Raw genomic sequence first — 14,955 nt, 5'->3', positions numbered from 1 at the left:
TGGGGCAGGATTGATCCGTGCCCGAGTTGCCCGAGGTCGAGGTCGTCCGCCGCGGTGTCGCAGAACACGCGGTGGGCCGCCGGTTGTCGAGCGTGGAAGTCCTGCACCCGCGTGCCGTGCGCAGGCACGTTCCCGGTGCCGATGATCTCGCGGGCCGATTGTCCGGTCAGACGATCCGGGCAGCGCGGCGCCGCGGCAAGTACCTGTGGCTGGAGCTCGACGGGCTGCCGGAAGCCGGTGGCGAGGCGCTCGTGGTGCACCTGGGCATGAGCGGGCAACTGCTGGTGCAGCCCGAAGCCGCCGCCGACGAGAAACATCTGCGCGTGCGGATGCGTTTCGCCGACGGCGGCTCTGAGCTGCGCTTCGTCGATCAGCGCACCTTCGGTGGTGTCCACCTGGACGAGCTGGTCGTGGTCGACGGCGTCTCGCTGCCCAAACCGGTCGAGCACATCGCGCCGGACCCGCTGGAACCCGTCTTCGACCTCGGCGGGCTCACCGAGCGGCTGCGCTCCCGGCGCACCGGGATCAAACGCGCGCTGCTGGACCAGAGCCTGGTCTCGGGCATCGGCAACATCTACGCCGACGAGGCGTTGTGGCGGGCCAAGCTGCACTGGGCGCGGCCCACCGGGACGATGACCCGGCCCAAGGTGCGCGAACTGATGGCGGCGGTCACCGACGTCATGGGTGCCGCCCTGGACGCGGGCGGCACCTCCTTCGACGCGCTCTACGTCAACGTCAACGGCGAGTCCGGGTACTTCGAACGTTCCCTCGACGTCTACGGCCAGGAGGGCGAGCCCTGCTCGCGCTGCGGGGCCCCGATCAAGCGGGACCTGTTCATGAACCGGTCGTCCTACACCTGCCCGGTCTGCCAGCCGAAGCCCCGCAACGCGCACCTGTAGCCGGTCCTCACGCGGCGCCCCGGCAGTCGTAGAGGCGGGTGCTGTCCGAGTCGTCGCCGCCGTAGTCGGCGGGGTCGACCGCCTGGCAGTTGTCGGCGACCCAGGCCATCGAGTCGTCCACGACCTCGGTGTCGACCTCATCCCCGGTGCTGCGCACGCCCGAGGAACCGCTGGTCCAGACGTAGCGGAGCTCGCCGTCGGCGACGTGCTGCTCGAGCTGGTCGACGGTCGGAGCGGGATCGTTGCCGTTGTAACCGCCGACCGCCATCACCGGCTGACCGGTTTCCAGGATCACCGGTGCGGCCACCATCGATCCGACCACCGCGACCAGCCAGGTCTCGTTCCCGTGGTGCGCGGTGAGGTAGTTCATCAGCTGCTGATCGACCTGTTCACCGCCCTGATCACCAGCGCCTTCACCGCCGCGTTCGCCGAACGCGGACCGCCGGTCGTCGGCTGCGGGCTGTTGCGCGCCGCCGCGGGAAGGAGCAGCGCCGCGCTGCCCGGTCGCACCGTCCGGAGGTGCTCCGCCGCCCGGACCGCCGCCTCGACCGCCGCCCGTTCCACCGGGATCGCCCGAACCGCTCGGACCGGCGGAGGGGAACGTCGCCGAGACCTCGGTGGACAGCGGCGTCAACGCGTAGGCGGTCGGGCCGGCCAGGGTCGTCAGCACGCCGACGGCCGCGACGATGGCCACGAACCGATGGCGCTGCGCACGACGGTGCGCGGGCAGGAGCAGGGGAACGGTCATCGCCACCGCGGTGATCAGGCAAAGCGCCGCGATCGCGGGGCCGAACCAGCTCCCGAAGGCTTCCGACTGGCCGAGCAGGTGGGCGCACCAGAACCCGGTGACGGCGATCGACGCGGGAAGCAGCAGGCCCCACCATTCGGTCTCGTGACCCAGGCGCAGCATCGCGACCACGCCCGTACCGACCACCACGGCGAGCGGAGCCGCGAGCGCGACCGCGTAGTAGGTGTGCCAGATCCCCGCTGCGAAGGTGAACACCAAAGCGGTGACCAGCAGCGTTCCGAACCACAGCAGGAAGTCGGCGCGCTGGGCGTCCTGCCGAGGACGACGCCACAGGTGCACCAGCACGGCTACCGCGCCGAACAACGCCAGCGGGAACAGCCAGGAGATCTGCGGGGCGACTTCACCGCTGAACAGGCGCGTCCAGCTCGAGTCGTCCATCCCGCCCGGTCCGCCGCCGGGCATGCCACCACCGCCGGGAGGCATGTTCCCTGCACCGGGCATGCGACCGGGTGAAGGCCTGCTTCCTCCGCCCCCGGGCATGCCTCCGCCGCCGCCCATCATCCCGGGCGACATGATCTGAGCCTGTCCTTCGACGCGACCCAGTCCGTTGTAGCCCAGCAGCAGGTCGAGCACGGTGTTGTCGGTGCTGCCGCCCACGTACGGTCGCGCGGACGCGGGGATCAGGTCCACGATGGCCAACCAGGACAGGCTCACCGCCGACAGCACCGCCCCCGCGACGCCGAGGTTGAGCAGTTTGCGCGGCCAGCGCGCCCGGGCGGCGAGCAGGTAGACGAGGAAGATCACCGGCACCACGAACAACGCCTGCAGCATCTTCGTGTTGAAGGCCAGTCCCACCGCGACCGCCGACCACACCAGCGGCATCAGCCGTCCCGAGCGGATCGCGTTCGAGGCCGCCCACAGTGACAGAGCGAGCAGCAGCGCCAGCAGCATGTCCGGGTTGTTGTGCCTGGCCATGACCACCGCGATCGGCGTCACCGCCAGCGCGAGCCCGGCCAGCACGCCCGCCGCTGGACCGAAGCTCCGGCGCGTCACGTGCTGCACCACCCACACCGCGGCGACACCTGCGATGGCTTGCGGCAACAGCAGGCTCCAGGTGTTGAACCCGAAGGCCCGCGCCGAAAGCGCCTGCACCCACAGGGCGAGCGGCGGCTTGTCCACGGTGATGAAGGAACCCGCGTCCAGGGCGCCGTAGAAGAAGGCCTCCCAGCTCTGCGTCATCCCCAGCACGGCGGCCGAGTAGTAGGTGTTGGCCCACTCGTTGATCGACAGCGCCCAGGTGTTGAGCACCGCCGCCAGCGCCAGTACCGCCCACCGCGCGAAGACCGCCCATCCCGGATCTTCCCGCCACCCGAGCATCCGGCGCAGGCGTTCGACTGCCATGAAGGTTCCCTTCCTCGTCGCGTCGATTCCGGCCCTCACCGTGGCGGGGTTCGCTGGGAGAAATGTGTGCTCGAGCTGCACGTCGGCCGGGAAATGCCGTTCCCAGTCAATTCCCAGGAAGCATCAACGGCCTTTGCACCTCGGTCCGGCTTCATGGATTCCGAAGCCGAATGAGAGGTGGTGGGAGATGAGTGCCGTGCAGCTCGGCGCGGAATCGCAGCGTCGGGTCCCGCAACGGACGGCGAGCATCGACGTCGTGGTACCGGTCCACAACGAGGAGCGCGCCCTTCCCGGCTGCATCGAGGTGCTCGGCGAGCACCTCGGCGCCGATTGGCCGTTCAACTGGACGATCACCGTGGTCGACAACGCCAGCACCGACGCGACCCTGCAGGTCGCCCAGCAGCTGGCCGAGTCGATGCCGAACCTGCGGGTGCTGCACCTGGACCGCAAGGGTCGGGGTCTCGCGCTGCGCACCGCGTGGGGGCAGAGCGACGCGGACGTCGTGGCCTACATGGACGTGGATCTGTCGACCGGGCTGGACGCGCTGCTGCCGCTGGTCGCGCCGCTGGTCAACGGGCATTCCGACCTGGCGATCGGCTCCCGGCTGGCATCCGGATCGCGGACCGTGCGCGGCGGCCAGCGCGAGATGATCTCGCGCTGCTACAACGCGATGATCCGGTGGACGCACGGCGCCCGGTTCTCCGACGCGCAGTGCGGGTTCAAGGCCGCGCGCACCGATGTCATCCGCCCGCTGCTGGAGCAGGTGCGGGACGACTCGTGGTTCTTCGACACCGAGCTGCTGCTGCTGGCCGAGCACAACGGGCTGCGGGTGCACGAGGTCCCGGTGGACTGGGTCGAGGACGTCGACACCCGGGTCAACGTGATCCGGACGGCGAGCGACGACATCGCCGGGCTGGTGCGGGTGGCCCGCGCCAAGATCAGGGGAACCGCTCGCGTGGAGGGACTGCCGCAGCGGCCGGATCCCCGCCCCGCGCACCCGCAGGCCGTGCTGGCCAAGCGGGAAAACGGGCTGCTGTGGCAGCTGGTCTCGTTCGGCGCGATCGGCGTCGTGTCCACCGTGCTCACCTCGGTGCTCTACGCGCTGCTGCGCACGTGGTGGCCACCGCTGCTGGCGAACCTCGTGGCGCTGATCGGCACGACGGTGTGGAACACCGAGGCCAACCGCCGCTACACGTTCCTGCAACGCGGCACTTCGGGCCGGGTGCAGCTGCAGGGGTTGATCGTCTTCGCGCTGTACTACGTCGTGACCTCCGGTGCGCTGCTCGGGCTGCAGCAGTGGGCGGAGAACCCGTCGCGCTGGCTCGAGGTGCTGGTTCTGGTGGTGTCCTCGGTGATCGGCACCGCTCTTCGATTCGTGCTGCTGCGGTCCTGGGTGTTCCGGGCCGCCGAAGAAAGGGAACCTTCATGCTGACCGTCGAGAAGGCCGAGGCGCCGCCGGATGAGGGGACCCGTTCTGCACTGCTGAGGCGGTTGGCCCTGGCCGGCATCTGCGTGCTCGCCGCCGCCCTCTACCTCTGGGGGATCGGGGATTCCTGGGGGAACAGCTACTACTCCGCGGCCGTGAAGTCGATGTCGCAGAGCTTCGAGAACTTCTTCTTCGGGTCCTTCGATCCGGCCGGTGTGGTCACCGTGGACAAGCCGCCGATGGCGCTGTGGTTGCAGGTGGTCTCGGCGAAGATCTTCGGGTACGGCAAGTTCTCCGTGCTGTTCCCGCAGGCCGTGTGCGGTGTGCTGAGCGTGTTCGTGCTGCACCGGACGGTGCGCCGGTGGGCCGGTGAGCACGCCGCGCTGATCGCCGCGCTGGTGCTGGCGGTCACGCCGATCACCGTGATGATCAACCGGTACAACAACCCGGACACGCTGCTGGTGCTGCTGGTGCTGCTGGCCACCTACGCGATGACGCGGGCCGTCGAGGCGCGCCGGTCGACCGGGTGGATCGCGCTGGCGGCGTTCCTGATCGGCTGCGGATTCCTGACCAAGATGCTGCAGGCCTGGATGGTGCTGCCCGCGTTCGTGCTCGCCTACCTGGTGTGCTCGCGCAACGGGTGGGGCAAGCGGTTCGCCGATCTCGGCGTGGCCGCCGCGGTGCTGCTGGCCAGCTCGTTCTGGTGGGTGGCGGCGACGGAGATGTGGCCTTCCCCCAAGCCCTACATCGGTGGCAGCACCGACGGGTCCGCGCTGGATCTGATCTTCGGCTACAACGGTTTCGGCCGGATCCTCGGTGGCGAAGGAAACGGTGCCGGTGGTGGACCCGGCGGCGGTGGCGGCCCCGGCGGTGGGGGCGGTGGGTTCTCCGGTTCGTCCGGGATCCTGCGCATGTTCAACGATCAGCTGGCCGGTCAGATCAGCTGGTTGCTGCCCCTGTGCGCGTTGCTGCTGGTCACGATGCTGGTCGTGGGTGTGCGGCACTGGCGTTCCGAGCTGCCGCTGCTGCCGCGGGAGACCGCGGGCTGGCTGCTGTGGGGTGGGTGGCTCGGCGTGCTGTGGGTGATGTTCAGCTTCGCCCAGGGCACCATGCACCCCTACTACACGACGATGATGGCTCCCGCGGTCGGCGCGATCACCGGAGCCGGGCTGGTCCGCCTGTGGAGTTGGTACCGGCAGCCGGGCAAGGCGTGGCTGCTGCTGCCCATCGGGGTCGTGGGGACGGTCGCGTGGGCGATGGTCGTGGTGGCCAGGGACCTGAGCTGGCATCCGTGGGCCGGATACCTCGCGGTCGGACTGGGTGTGCTCGCGCTCGGGGCGCTCGTGCTCGGCCGGTTCCGGGGCGGGGTGGCCCGTGCCGGGCTGGTGCTCGGGATGGTCGCGATGCTCGCGGTGCCAACCACCTGGTCCGCGATCGGGGCTTCCACCGGTGGCGCCGGCATGGGCGGAGCCAACCCGACCGCAGGCCCCTCGACCGGGATGGGCGGTGGCCCGGGTGGCGGCCCTGGCGGCGGATTCGGCGGCGGCGTTCCCGGTGGGAGCGACTCAGCCCAGGGGCAACTGCCCGGCGGTGGGCAGATGCCCGGAGGCGTGCCGCAGCGTGGCCAGGATGATTCCGGCGGATCGCCCGGTGGCATGGGTGGTGAGACGCTCAGCTCCGACCAGCGCCAGATGCTCGAGTACGTGCGGTCGATCGCCGGTGACAAGAGGGTTCCCCTCGCGGTCGAGGGCGGCTCGATGGGCTCGGCGAGCTACATCATCAACTCGGACATGACCGTGATCGGCATGGGCGGGTTCACCGGCTCCGACGACGCCCCCTCCACGGAGCAGCTGACCGAGTGGAAGCGCGACGGCGAGCTCGGGTTCGTGATGCTCGGCGGCCGCATGGGTGGTCCCGGCGGTCAACGGGGCGGACCCGATCAGCAGGACCAAGCTCAGCAGGGTCGGGGCCAGACGCCGGAGGGGACGACCTCCTCCTCCGGAGACCGCATGCCGGGGGGCATGCGGGGTGGACAGGTGAGCAACGAGCGCGAGCAGTGGGTCGAGGACAACTGCACCAAGGTCGATCCGGCCGCCTACGGTGCCTCGTCCGACTCCGATCTCGAGCTCTACAGCTGCACCTGATCCGGGCCGGGGGTGCGCGACCAGCGGGGTGGTCGCGCACCCCGTTCTCGGCGTGACGTGCCGCGTTCAGGGCGCGTCCAGCGAATTCCCAGGGAGGTGAGCGAGAGTGGACGGCGTGGCGGAAACTGCTGGTCGAGTTCTCGTCGTCGATGACGAGCCGAACATTCTGGAGCTGCTGAGCGCGGCGCTGCGGCTGAGCGGGTTCGAGGTGCGCAGCGCCGGAACCGGGGCCGAGGCGTTGCGGGAGGCGGGGGCGTTCAAACCCGACATCGTCGTGCTCGACGTGATGCTGCCCGATCAGGACGGCTTCACCGTCGCCGGCCAGCTGCGGCGGGCGGGCGACGACGTGCCGGTGCTGTTCCTGACCGCGCGCGATGCCGTGCAGGACCGCATCGCCGGGCTCACCGCCGGGGGAGACGACTACGTCACCAAACCGTTCAGCCTGGACGAGGTGGTGCTGCGGCTGCGGGCGATCCTGCGGCGGGTGCTTCCCGACCAGACCAGCGACTCGACGCTGCGCTACCAGGACCTGGAACTCGACGAGGACACCTACGAGTTCCGCCGCGCCGGGCGGCTGGTGAACCTGTCGCCAACGGAGTTCAAGCTGCTGCGCTACCTGATGATCAACGCCGAGAGGGTGGTCAGCAAGGTGCAGATCCTCGATCGGGTGTGGAACTACGACTTCGGCGGCGACAGCCGGATCGTCGAGTCCTACATCAGCTACCTGCGCCGCAAGATCGACTTCGCGGAGGACGTCCCGCTGATCCACACCATCCGCGGCGTCGGGTACGTGCTGCGGCTGCCGCCGGAGAAGCGATGAAGGCCCTGCGCACGCTGCGGGGGCGGCTCGTCCTGACACTGCTGTCGGCCCTGGTGGTGGGACTGCTGCTGATGGGTTTCACCAGCGTCGCGCTGCTGAACCGGTCGCTGATCGAGCGCACCGATCAGCGGCTCGCCGAGATGTCGATGCCGTGGGAGGAAGGCCGGCGGCCACCGCCGGAGCCGCGGCACCACCCGCCCACGTCCGATCGAACCCAGCTGCCCACCGATTTCCGGGTGCTGATCTTCACGCCGTCCGGGGAGCAGGTCGGCGACGTCATCGGGTCCACCGGGGACGAGCCGGGTGGACCGCTGGTGCACGACCCGGAGCGCGGCCCGCGGGTCGGGACCGTTCCGGACCGCAGAGACGGCACGGACTGGCGGGTGCGCCGGGTGTCGATGTCCGACGGGCGGACCGTGGTGCTGGCGTTGTCGTTGGACGACGCTCGGGCCACCGTTCAGCAGCTGATCATCATCGAGCTCGTCGTGGGCGGTGTGGTCCTGCTGGTGCTGGCCTTCGCGGCCGCGGGCACGGTCCGGCTGAGCTTGCGGCCGCTGGCCCGCATCGAGAACACCGCGGACGCCATCGCCGCGGGGCAGATGGATCGGCGGGTACCGGATTCGGATCCGCGCACCGAGACCGGCCGCCTGGGCAAGGCGCTGAACACCATGCTGGGCAGGCTCACCGACGCGCTGGGCGAGCGGGAGCAGTCCGAGCAGCGGCTGCGCCGCTTCGTCGCCGATGCCTCGCACGAGCTGCGCACGCCGTTGACCTCGATCCGCGGTTTCGCCGAGCTCTACCGGCGCAGCGAATCACCAGCTCCGAAGGACGTGCGGATGATGATGCAGCGCATCGAATCCGAGGCGGTGCGGATGGGCGGCATGGTCGAGGACATGCTGCTGCTGGCGCGGTTGGATCGGGAACGCAGCATCGATCTCGTCGACCTCGATCTGTTGCCGGTGGCTCGCGACGTGGTCCAGGACGCCCGCGCCCGCGCTCCGGAGCGCGAGATCACCCTCGGCGGTGTGGAGGGTCTGCGCGTCCTCGGCGACGGCGCTCGGCTGAGCCAGGTCCTGACGAACCTGGTCAACAACGCCCTGGTGCACACCCCGCCGGGCACGTCGATCACGGTCGATGTCGACCGATCGGCCGCCGGCGAGCCCGCGACCGCGGCTAGCGGTGCCGAGCTCGCCCCGGGAGCACCGGTGGCCGCCGTTTCGGTCACCGACACCGGCCCCGGCATCGCGGAGGAGCACGCGAGCAGGATCTTCGACCGGTTCTACCGGGTGGATGACGCGCGCACCTCAGGAGGCACCGGCCTGGGCCTCGCCATCACGGCGGCCCTGGCGCAAGCCCACAACGGGCGCTTGGAACTGCACCGGAACTCCCACGGCGGCAGCACGTTCCGGCTCCTGCTGCCGCTGCTGTGAGCGCGCTCGGGTGGACTCGGGGAGTCCACCCGAGCGGCGGCAGCACCGATCAGAGCTTGATCGTCGGGTTGTGGATGTCGAACCACATCGCCATGTCGAGGGCGCGCTCGAAGGTGAGGCGCGCCGCCGGGTCCACCTTGCCGGGTTCCTGCGCGAGGGCCTGGTCGAGCCAGTCCCGGTTGAGCAGGTCCAGGGCCGGGTTGTCGGCCTTGACCAGGTCGCGGACCTGGCGCTGCAGTTCCTTCGCGTAGTTCGGGTCCTGAGTGGACGGGTAGGGGCTCTTGACCCGATCGACCACCGACCTCGGCAGCGTGTCGGCCGTGGCGTGGCGCAGCAGGCTCTTCTCCCTGCCGTCGAAGGTCTTCAGCGACCACGGGGTGTTGAACACGTACTCCACCAGGCGGTGGTCGCAGAACGGGACCCGGACCTCGAGACCGACGGCCATGCTCATCCGGTCCTTGCGGTCCAGCAGGATTCGCACGAACCGGGTCAGGTGCAGGTAGCAGATCTCCCGCATCCGGCGCTCCAGGGCGTCCTCGCCGTCGAGTCGCGGCACTTCGCCGAGCGCGGTGCGGTAGGAGTCGTCCACGAACGAGGGCAGGTCCAGGGCCTTGGAGACCTCGGGGGCGAGCACGTCGAACTGGCCGCCGCTCTGGTCCTGCACCGCCGCCAGCCACGGGAAGGCGTCGGCGTCGCGCACGGCGGGGTCGTGGAACCACTTGTAACCGCCGAAGACCTCGTCGGCCGACTCGCCGGACAGCGCCACCGTGGAGTGCTGCCGGATCGACTTGAACAGCAAGTACAGCGACTGGTCCAGGTCGCCGAGGCCCATCGGGAAGTCCCGCGCCTGCACCGCGGCCCGGCGCACGTCCGGGTCGGCGAGCGTCTGCGGGTCGAGCACGATGTTCTGGTGCTGCGTGCCGACGTGATCCGCGACGTCGCGAACGTAGGGCCCGTCCGGGGTGGCGCGCATCGGGTCGGGCACGAAGTTCTCGGTCTGGCCGAGGAAGTCGACGGCGAAGCTGCGCACCTGCTCGCCGGAGTCCTTGAGCTGCTGCCCGGCCAGCGCGGTGATCGCGCTGGAATCCAGTCCGCCGGAGAGCAGCACGCAGCGCGGCACGTCCGAGATCAGCTGGCGGGACACGATGTCGTCCAGCAGCTCGCGCACGTGCCCGACCGAGGTCTGCTGGTCGTCGGTGTGCTCGACGGCCTGCAGCTTCCAGTAGGTGTGCTCGTGCAGGCCCTTGCGGTCGAGGGAGACCACGGTGCCCGGTTCGACCTCGCGCATGCCCGCCCAGACGGCCTGGCCCGGGGTCTTGACCATGCCGAACAGCTCGCGCATCCCGTCGGCGTCCACGACCTTCTCGGCCTGCGGGTTGGCCAGGATCGCCTTGGGCTCGGAGCCGAAGAGCACGCCGTGCTCGGTGGGGTAGTAGTACAACGGCTTGATGCCCATCCGGTCGCGGACGAGCAGCAGCTGGTCGCTGCGGGTGTCGTAGACGGCGAAGGCGAACATGCCGTTGAGGTGCTCGGCGACCTGCGCGCCCCACTCGAGGTAGCCGTGCAGCACGACCTCGGTGTCGCTGTCGGTGTCGAACCGGTGGCCGCGGCGGCGGAGTTCGTCGCGCAGCTCGGTGAAGTTGTAGGCCTCACCGCTGTAAACGATGGCGACTCGGCCTTCGGCGTCGGTCATGGGCTGCGTTCCGCCGGGCAGGTCGATGATGGCCAGACGACGGTGCGCCAGCGCGGCGTGCGGCGTGACCCAGGTGCCGCCGGCATCCGGCCCGCGGCAGGTCATCGTCTCGCACATGGCGTCGATCGTTGACCGGTGCTCGGTCAGGTCTCGCTGGAAGTCGATCCAGCCGGAGATTCCGCACATACCGGGTGCGCTCCAGTTCCTCGGTTTCTGCGCTGTTGTTTCGAGGGTTGCGAGAACCCCACTGGTTAGCAAGGTTAACGAGATTGTTTCATCGTTGAAACCAACTAACCGAGTGAACTCGACCACCCACGAAGCGTGCGCGAGCGGCGAAAACGGTTAAAACGAGGGGGAATCCGGTCAAAGCGGAAACCGGATCCGGTGGTGCGAAGACGAGCTCCCGGAAAGCGGTGATGCGGAGATCGGCTCGCTGCTAGGCTGGTCGCGAGTCTGTGAGCAGCCACTGTGACCTGGGGGTTTCGCTGTGACAGCACCTGTGGAGCAGCCCGCCGGTGGGCAGGCCATCACGGTCACCGAGGACAACGTGCTCGAGGTGCGCAGGACCATCCTGGCCGCCGCCGAGGAGGCGTTGCACCGGTTGCAGAGCATCGCGCCGAACCTGCAGGTCACGCCGCCCGCGACCGATGAGGTCAGCAGGTCCGCGGCCGCGTACTGGACCCATCGGCTCGTCGGTGCCGAGGACGCGCACTTCCAGCGGTTGCTGCAGTACGTCAACAACGTCATCGAGCTGGGTGAGCAGGTCGGCGAGGCCGCGAGGGAGTACGGCTACACCGACGAGCAGATCCAGGAGTCGTTCCAGCTGCGGCGGCAGGCATGAAGGTCTCCGCAGCAGGCGCGGTCCTCGCCGCGCTCGGGCTGGTCGCGGCGCTTTCCGGATGCACCGTCAACGGCCCCGACCCGGAACGGACCGAGCGGGAGCGGCAGGCCGGGCCGGATCTGCCGCAGCGGCCCGGAGAGCTACCGGTGGCGGGCAAGCGGCGAGCCGACATCTGCGGCTGGCTGACCGCCGCCGACAAGGCATCGATCCCCGTCGGGGAGATCTCCGGGCGGCCGCTGGACAGCGATGGGGCGAACTACGCGGGCTGCGGCTTTCTCGGCCACGACGGAAACGCCGACTACGGCATCGGAATCCGGGTCGTGCCCGAGCCCATCGAGCGGTTCCTCCAGCAGATCAACTCGAATCCGGATAGCCGCCGGACCTATCGGCTCAACGGTCACGGGGCGGTGCAGAGCCAGGTGTGGGGAGCCGAGAACCTCGGCTGCGACGCCTTCGTCGACGCGGCCGAGGGGCAGACGCTGTGGATCAACCTGATGCTGTTCACGCCCGGAGGGCTCGACACCGACCAGATGTGCGGCAAGGCTCAGCTGGCCGCCGAGGCGGTCGTGTCGACCCTGCAGTCGCAGCGCTAAGGGGGACAACATGGCCGATATCGAGCCCATCCGCGACATCCGGTTCGAAGGGATGGACATCTCGCAACTGCGGGAGTGGATCAGCCGGATCAAGCAGGGCGCCGGCACCGAGTCGATGCAGAGCGCGGTGCGGGCTCTGGACAGCTGCGTGCAGGTGGTCACCGATCTCGACGACACGCTGCGACGCGAGCTCGGCAAGCTGCAGATCGCCTGGGAAGGCAGCGCGGGCGACCTGGCCGCCGAGACGACCCGGCGGCAGCAGGCGATGATGTCCGAGGCGCCCGACCCGCTCGCGCGGTCGGCGAGCAGCGTCGAGGGGCAGGGCCAGGGCTACGAGTCGGCGCGGCACAAGCTGCCCAACTGCGACGAGTTGCGGCACCAGGAATCGGAGAACGTCCTCGAATGGGCCGGCGGCGGATTCGGCTACGAGTCCGACTACGACGCCGAGGCCAAGCGCATCGACGCGCAGAAGAAGGCCGCGCAGGCCGCGTTGGCCGAGTACCGCGACACCTCCGTCGACCACGCCGACGGGCACCGGCCACTACCCGTGGTGCCCGCCGGGGCGGTGCAGGCGAGTCAGCCCTCGGGATCGGTTCCCGGTGCGGGGGTCGGTGCGATGCCGTCCGCGGGGGATTCGAGCGGATCCGCGGTCGTCGGTGGGGCGACCGCCGGGCGCGGAACTGTTGGCGACGGAACCACCGGCAGCGCACCGGTTCCCGGTGCGCGACCGGGTGCGGGCGACCCGGTTCCGGGCGCGCGGCCCGGAGACCAGGTGTCCGAGCCCGGTGCGGACCGGCCCGGCGGGGGTTGGGTCGACGGTGGCCGCGTCGACGGTGACGGTCGCGCGGAGCCCGGCGAGCCCGATGCGCCGGAGCAGCCCGAGGAGCCGGGGGGGTCGGAGGAACCGAAGGATCCCGGTGCGCCCGAGGAGCACGCTGCTGAGCTCGGCGCGGACGGTCGTGCCGCGGGCGAGGACGGCATCGGAACCGGCACCATGCTCGGCATCGCCGCGGGCGGGGCCGCGCTGCTGGGTGGCGGTGCCTACGCGGCCAAGCGCGTGATGGACGGCCGCGCGGGAGGTGCGGCACCCGGTGGTGAGGCCAAGGCGGCCAAGACCGGTGGCACCGCTGCCGCGGCATCCGGGGGCAAGGCAGGCGGAGGTGTGCTGTCGCCCGCGACCAAGCGCGAGGGCGGATCCGGTGACGGCGAGCACGAGAACGCCTACGCGGCCGAGGAAACGCCGTTCGACGACGAGCGGCTCGTCGCGCCCGCCGTGCTGGGCGACCAGACCGAGGACGATCGGTCGGAGTCCGAGCCGGAGGCCGGTGCCGGGGAATCCGCGGGCGAGGACTCCCCGGGCGAGGCCGGTGACGAGACCAAGAACCGGGACTGACGTGCGCCCCGGAGCCGAAGCGGACCCGATCTACCTGTCCGCGTTGGAATTCGATGTGGCCTGCGAGTCCGAGCGATTGACCGACCGGCGGCACATCGTGCTCGACGTGCCCAGTCCCGGTGCCACCTACGCCGAGCGCGCGCGCCTGGTCGCCGGGGTGTGGGACGAGCTGCGGCAGCGCGGGCTCGCCGAAACCGGCCGCGATCGGCTCGACGTCGAGTTCGCCGACGTGCTGGCGTTGCTGGACCGACCGCAGCGCGGCATCGACCTGCGCATCTGGGCGGACCGCTCGATTCGGGCCCTCGCCTGCGCCAGCGCGGATGCGGGCGTGCTGGTGATCGTCGACGGCGACGTCGTCGAGATCACGCCCATCCGAAGCGGGGCGCTCGCGGACGCAGCGGTCTCGGTCGCCGGGGACACCCCGCCCGGCCCCGGGAGGGCGGTCAGCCTGCCCAACGACACGCTGCGTCAGGCGGCGAGCATCGCGGGCACCACCGACCGGCTCGCCTTCACCGACGAACTCCGCGCCGCGGGCATCCCGCACTCCGACGCCGCCGATGTCGCCGCCATGTCGGCGGGCATGACCGTGCGCGGTCAGCTGGGCGCCGAGGCGAACCCGGACCGCGGCAGGCCCGAGCGGGCGGAGCGGGTCGTCGCCTTCCACGACACCGAGCAGGGCCGCTACCTCCACGTGGTGCGCCACACCGGGGACGGGCGCGGCTGGAGCACCATCGCCCCGGCGAGCAACGCCCGCCTCGCGGAGTACGCCGGGGATCTGCTCGCCGAGGTCCGGCGCGACTGACCGTCAGCGCTCGCGCAGCTGCGCGCGGACGTCCTCCGGAATCCTGCCGGTGTGATCGATCGGCGTCCACGGTTCGCTGCGCACCCACTGCGAACCGCAACCGCGGCAAGCCAGCAGCGGAAGCCCGTCGAGCAGCTTGGGCGTGCGGTGCCAGGAGCACAGCGACCGGCACGCGTGCGCGGCCAGCTCCATCAGTTCGACCCGGTCGTGCTGCTCTTCGAGGACGACTCGCTGCTGGTCGGCGAAGTGGTCGGCGATTCGGTCGGCTCAGAGGGAGTCGTCGTTGTCGGCTCGGGAGACTCGGTCGGTTCCGGATCCGTGCTCGTGGGTTCCGGACTGCCCGTCGGTCGCGGCGGTCGCGGCTGGTCCGGCGGGGGAGCGGGAGCCTCGGTGCGCGAGGGCCTGTCGGAGTCCTCGGTGGAATGCCGCGTCCGAGAACTCGTCGAGTCCACCGTGGACGTCCCCTCGGCGCTGCTCATCGGAGGGGGAGGTGGCATCGGCGGCGGCGTGGTCCACGAGGTTTGCTGCGACTGGGACGTGGTGGTCGGCTTCAGGCTGAAGTCGGGTGTGGCCACGTCCTGCTTGGACGCGCCCGCGACCACGGCGGCCGTCGTCGCGAACACGGTCGCCGCGGCGATTCCGGACGTGGCCAGCACGACTAAGCGTTTCGGCCGAGCGTCCGGGTCGTCGTCGAAGTTCGGATCCATCGGTGCCCCACTGGTTGGACGGTCGGGCGGCCGTGTCGGATGTCCCCGGATCATCCGG

13 protein-coding genes are annotated in these 14,955 nt (G+C 70.4%); 9 read left to right on the top strand and 4 right to left on the bottom strand.

What is annotated here, in order from left to right; all coding sequences use genetic code 11:
• Positions 1-17 precede the first annotated feature (17 nt).
• The gene (mutM, locus tag ABD289_RS19695) at positions 18-899 is read left to right on the top strand and encodes a bifunctional DNA-formamidopyrimidine glycosylase/DNA-(apurinic or apyrimidinic site) lyase (protein WP_344134805.1); all 882 of its coding nucleotides are present in this window, start codon (positions 18-20) and stop codon (positions 897-899) included.
• A 7-nt stretch (positions 900-906) separates the two neighbouring features.
• Here the strand turns inward: mutM and ABD289_RS19690 are convergent, their stop codons facing one another.
• Positions 907-3,048 carry an ArnT family glycosyltransferase gene (locus tag ABD289_RS19690; RefSeq protein WP_344134801.1) on the bottom strand — a complete coding sequence of 714 codons (2,142 nt, stop codon included), beginning with the start codon at positions 3,046-3,048 and terminating at the stop codon, positions 907-909.
• A gap of 187 nt (positions 3,049-3,235) precedes the next feature.
• Here ABD289_RS19690 and ABD289_RS19685 point away from each other — a divergent pair, with 187 nt between their 5' ends.
• The 4 genes from ABD289_RS19685 (at position 3,236) to ABD289_RS19670 (ending at position 8,868) form a co-directional block, all read left to right on the top strand.
• Positions 3,236-4,480: a bifunctional glycosyltransferase family 2/GtrA family protein gene (locus tag ABD289_RS19685; RefSeq protein ID WP_344134798.1), complete on the top strand. Its 1,245-nt coding sequence runs from the start codon at positions 3,236-3,238 to the stop codon at positions 4,478-4,480.
• Positions 4,474-6,618, top strand: a complete 2,145-nt coding sequence (locus ABD289_RS19680; RefSeq protein WP_344134795.1) for an ArnT family glycosyltransferase — start codon at positions 4,474-4,476, stop codon at positions 6,616-6,618. Before ABD289_RS19685 ends, ABD289_RS19680 begins: the two co-directional genes overlap by 7 nt.
• A 115-nt stretch (positions 6,619-6,733) precedes the next feature.
• Positions 6,734-7,438 (top strand): response regulator transcription factor, encoded by a 705-nt coding sequence (locus ABD289_RS19675; protein ID WP_344134792.1) that lies wholly within the window; start codon positions 6,734-6,736, stop codon positions 7,436-7,438.
• On the top strand, positions 7,435-8,868 hold the full coding sequence (locus ABD289_RS19670) for a sensor histidine kinase (protein WP_344134789.1): 1,434 nt from the start codon (positions 7,435-7,437) through the stop codon (positions 8,866-8,868). Before ABD289_RS19675 ends, ABD289_RS19670 begins: the two co-directional genes overlap by 4 nt.
• A gap of 49 nt (positions 8,869-8,917) precedes the next feature.
• Here ABD289_RS19670 and asnB read toward each other — a convergent pair whose 3' ends face one another.
• Positions 8,918-10,747, bottom strand: a complete 1,830-nt coding sequence (gene asnB / locus ABD289_RS19665) for an asparagine synthase (glutamine-hydrolyzing) (protein ID WP_344134786.1) — start codon at positions 10,745-10,747, stop codon at positions 8,918-8,920.
• Between the two features lie 301 nt (positions 10,748-11,048).
• On the opposite strand from asnB, the gene ABD289_RS19660 reads away from it, so the two are divergent.
• The 4 genes from ABD289_RS19660 to ABD289_RS19645 are packed head-to-tail and all read left to right on the top strand — an operon-like array spanning position 11,049 to position 14,190.
• Positions 11,049-11,402, top strand: coding sequence for a hypothetical protein (locus tag ABD289_RS19660; RefSeq protein WP_344134783.1), 354 nt, complete (start codon positions 11,049-11,051; stop codon positions 11,400-11,402).
• Positions 11,399-11,995, top strand: coding sequence for a DUF3558 family protein (locus tag ABD289_RS19655; RefSeq protein ID WP_344134779.1), 597 nt, complete (start codon positions 11,399-11,401; stop codon positions 11,993-11,995). Before ABD289_RS19660 ends, ABD289_RS19655 begins: the two co-directional genes overlap by 4 nt.
• 10 nt (positions 11,996-12,005) lie before the next feature.
• The gene (locus tag ABD289_RS19650; protein ID WP_344134776.1) at positions 12,006-13,388 is read left to right on the top strand and encodes a WXG100 family type VII secretion target; all 1,383 of its coding nucleotides are present in this window, start codon (positions 12,006-12,008) and stop codon (positions 13,386-13,388) included.
• A 1-nt stretch (position 13,389) separates the two neighbouring features.
• Complete coding sequence (locus ABD289_RS19645; protein ID WP_344134773.1) at positions 13,390-14,190, top strand: ESX secretion-associated protein EspG; 801 nt, start codon at positions 13,390-13,392, stop codon at positions 14,188-14,190.
• Positions 14,191-14,193: 3 nt separating this feature from the next.
• Here ABD289_RS19645 and ABD289_RS19640 read toward each other — a convergent pair whose 3' ends face one another.
• Together ABD289_RS19640 and ABD289_RS19635 are read right to left on the bottom strand one after the other, a co-directional pair.
• Positions 14,194-14,382, bottom strand: a complete 189-nt coding sequence (locus tag ABD289_RS19640; protein WP_344134770.1) for a hypothetical protein — start codon at positions 14,380-14,382, stop codon at positions 14,194-14,196.
• Positions 14,382-14,897, bottom strand: a complete 516-nt coding sequence (locus ABD289_RS19635) for a hypothetical protein (protein WP_344134767.1) — start codon at positions 14,895-14,897, stop codon at positions 14,382-14,384. The genes ABD289_RS19640 and ABD289_RS19635 overlap by 1 nt, the downstream gene beginning before the upstream one ends.
• Positions 14,898-14,955 lie beyond the last annotated feature (58 nt).

Origin of the sequence: Saccharopolyspora halophila (genome assembly GCF_039531955.1) — a bacterium.
Lineage (GTDB): Bacteria > Actinomycetota > Actinomycetes > Mycobacteriales > Pseudonocardiaceae > Saccharopolyspora > Saccharopolyspora halophila.
The sequence above is the reverse complement of the archived record's forward strand: the minus strand, read 5'-3'. Positions and strand labels throughout refer to the sequence as shown.

Bases quoted from the DNA above. Each gene is read 5' to 3' on its own strand.
- ABD289_RS19640 (WP_344134770.1), bottom strand. From the start codon at position 14,382: ATGGAGCTGGCCGCGCACGCGTGCCGGTCGCTGTGCTCCTGGCACCGC.
- ABD289_RS19635 (WP_344134767.1), bottom strand. From the start codon at position 14,897: ATGGATCCGAACTTCGACGACGACCCGGACGCTCGGCCGAAACGCTTA.
- ABD289_RS19685 (WP_344134798.1), top strand. From the start codon at position 3,236: ATGAGTGCCGTGCAGCTCGGCGCGGAATCGCAGCGTCGGGTCCCGCAA.
- asnB (WP_344134786.1), bottom strand. From the start codon at position 10,747: ATGTGCGGAATCTCCGGCTGGATCGACTTCCAGCGAGACCTGACCGAG.
- ABD289_RS19650 (WP_344134776.1), top strand. From the start codon at position 12,006: ATGGCCGATATCGAGCCCATCCGCGACATCCGGTTCGAAGGGATGGAC.
- ABD289_RS19680 (WP_344134795.1), top strand. From the start codon at position 4,474: ATGCTGACCGTCGAGAAGGCCGAGGCGCCGCCGGATGAGGGGACCCGT.
- ABD289_RS19690 (WP_344134801.1), bottom strand. From the start codon at position 3,048: ATGGCAGTCGAACGCCTGCGCCGGATGCTCGGGTGGCGGGAAGATCCG.
- ABD289_RS19670 (WP_344134789.1), top strand. From the start codon at position 7,435: ATGAAGGCCCTGCGCACGCTGCGGGGGCGGCTCGTCCTGACACTGCTG.
- ABD289_RS19655 (WP_344134779.1), top strand. From the start codon at position 11,399: ATGAAGGTCTCCGCAGCAGGCGCGGTCCTCGCCGCGCTCGGGCTGGTC.